The sequence below is a fragment of the Allosphingosinicella sp. genome (assembly GCF_036387215.1).
Classification (GTDB): domain Bacteria; phylum Pseudomonadota; class Alphaproteobacteria; order Sphingomonadales; family Sphingomonadaceae; genus Allosphingosinicella.
This window is the reverse complement of record NZ_DASVUE010000178.1, coordinates 1-1,743: the sequence shown is the minus strand read 5'-3', so window position 1 is coordinate 1,743 and position 1,743 is coordinate 1. Positions and strand designations below refer to the sequence as shown.

Genomic DNA, 1,743 nt, shown 5'->3' with positions numbered 1-1,743 from the left:
GTCACATCCTCATCGGCGTTCCGGTGCGCTTCTGATGCTGATCCTCGCCCTTTTCCTCCTCCAGGCTCCGCCTCAGCTTCAGGCGGCGGAGCCTTCGTCCGAGGAGATCGTGGTGATGGGCGAGCGGCTGAAGCGCCTGCGCTTCTCCGCGCGCGTCGATAAGCGGGGCCGGGTCCGCTGCAGGGTCAAGCGTTCGAGCGGCGACGCGAAGGTCGACACCATCGGCTGCCAGGCGGTCGAGGATTGCGCCGCGCGCAATCTCGCCACCGCGCCGGCGGTGCAGGCCTGCATGGAGGAGCGCCTGAAAGCGCGCTACGACGCGCTGCGGGCGGAGGACCGGGCCGCGCATTGACGGCTCGTATCGGCCGCCCTCATTTTCCGGTCGCAGAGACGACCTGATCGGGAGGTGCCCACGGAGCTGTGTGGCCCTCCTCCCGGAGTGGCGGCTCAGCCAGCCGCCAACTCCATAATCGTCAGCCATTCCGCCTCGCTGACCGGCGACACCGATAGGCGCGACTGGCGGAGCATCTCCAGGCCGGCGAGCCGCGGCTCCGCCTTCATCGCCTTCAACGTCACCGGCGCCGCCAGCGGCCGCACCGGCTCCACGCGCACCGAGACCCAGTTCGGGTCCTTGGGATCGGGCTGCGCCGCCCGCGCAATGCGCATGATGCCGACTGCGGCCTTGTCGGCGCCGCTATGGTAGAAGAGCGCTTCGTTGGCCGGCTTCATCGCCCGGAGGTGAAGCCGCGCGGCGGGGTTGCGGACGCCGTCCCATTCGGTGGTGCCGTCGCGGACGAGATCGTCCCAGCAATAGCTTCCGGGTTCGGATTTCATCAGCCAATATGCCATGGCCTCTTCCGTAGATTTTTCCGGCGGGCGGCGCCACAAAGAGCGCGATGAAGCGCGCCTATCTCCTCCCCCTCCTGCTCCTGGCCTCCTGCGGCGAGGCGGTGAAGGACGATCATTTCGCGAACGACGTGCAGGAGGCGCGTGCCGAAGCTCCGGCGGTGACGCCGCCCGCGGTACCGGTGCGGATCGGCGATCTCGGGCCCAATTTCAACGCCTGCAACGCTGCCGGCACGTCCCGGCACCTCGATCCCGCGGCGGCCGAGCGGCTGCAGGTGCGGGCGGCGCCGTTCGATGCGGCGGAGGAGACCGGGGCGATCCCGGCTGGAGCGCGCTTCTTCATCTGCGCGCGCTCGCTCGACCAGCGCTGGCTGGGCGTGGTCTATGACGAGGCGGGGGCGCTGTCGCCGGCCTGCGGCGTGTCGCGCCCGGTCACGTCGCGGCGGGGCTATGAGGGTCCGTGCCGCTCGGGCTGGATCTCGGCTGCGTTCGTGAGGCAGATCGCAGGATAGTATTGGGAATGGGGGGACACAGATGGAATCGACAGATGCCGCCGAGCTGATCGCGGAGATCCACGAGGAGCGGGCGGAGAATGAGGCTTGGGAGAGCTTCCGCAACCGCGCGGCGCTGATGATCGCCTTTCTGGCGGCGGTGCTTGCGGTCGGCGGGCTCGGCGGCGGCAACGCCACCGACGATCTCATCGCCAACAACATTCGGGCAAGCGACACGTGGGCCTTCTACCAGGCCAAGAACGTCCGCCAGACCGTCTACGAGATCGCCGCGGCCGACATCGAGGCGCAGCTCGGCGCCGGCGGCCTCTCGCCCGAGGCAAGGGCAGGGGCGGAGGCGCGGCTGAAGGAGTATCAGGCGACGGTCGCGCGATACGACAGCGAGCCC

General features: G+C 69.4%; 4 protein-coding genes. 3 read left to right on the top strand and 1 reads right to left on the bottom strand.

The genetic code is table 11. The features are described 5' to 3' along the window. The coding region (locus VF662_RS07320) for a hypothetical protein (protein ID WP_464139396.1) at positions 1 to 352 on the top strand (352 nt) is incomplete at its 5' end. A 95-nt stretch (positions 353 to 447) separates the two neighbouring features. On the opposite strand, the gene VF662_RS07315 is transcribed toward VF662_RS07320, so the two are convergent. Then, positions 448 to 849 (bottom strand): EVE domain-containing protein, encoded by a 402-nt coding sequence (locus VF662_RS07315; RefSeq protein ID WP_464139394.1) that lies wholly within the window; start codon positions 847 to 849, stop codon positions 448 to 450. A 47-nt stretch (positions 850 to 896) separates the two neighbouring features. Between VF662_RS07315 and VF662_RS07310 the strand changes: the two genes are divergently transcribed. Then, complete coding sequence (locus VF662_RS07310) at positions 897 to 1,358, top strand: hypothetical protein (protein ID WP_464139392.1); 462 nt, start codon at positions 897 to 899, stop codon at positions 1,356 to 1,358. Between the two features lie 22 nt (positions 1,359 to 1,380). Continuing rightward, a partial coding sequence (locus tag VF662_RS07305; protein ID WP_464139390.1) for a DUF4337 family protein occupies positions 1,381 to 1,743 on the top strand: 363 nt, incomplete at its 3' end.

Bases quoted from the DNA above. Each gene is read 5' to 3' on its own strand.
- VF662_RS07315 (WP_464139394.1), bottom strand. From the start codon at position 849: ATGGCATATTGGCTGATGAAATCCGAACCCGGAAGCTATTGCTGGGAC.
- VF662_RS07310 (WP_464139392.1), top strand. From the start codon at position 897: ATGAAGCGCGCCTATCTCCTCCCCCTCCTGCTCCTGGCCTCCTGCGGC.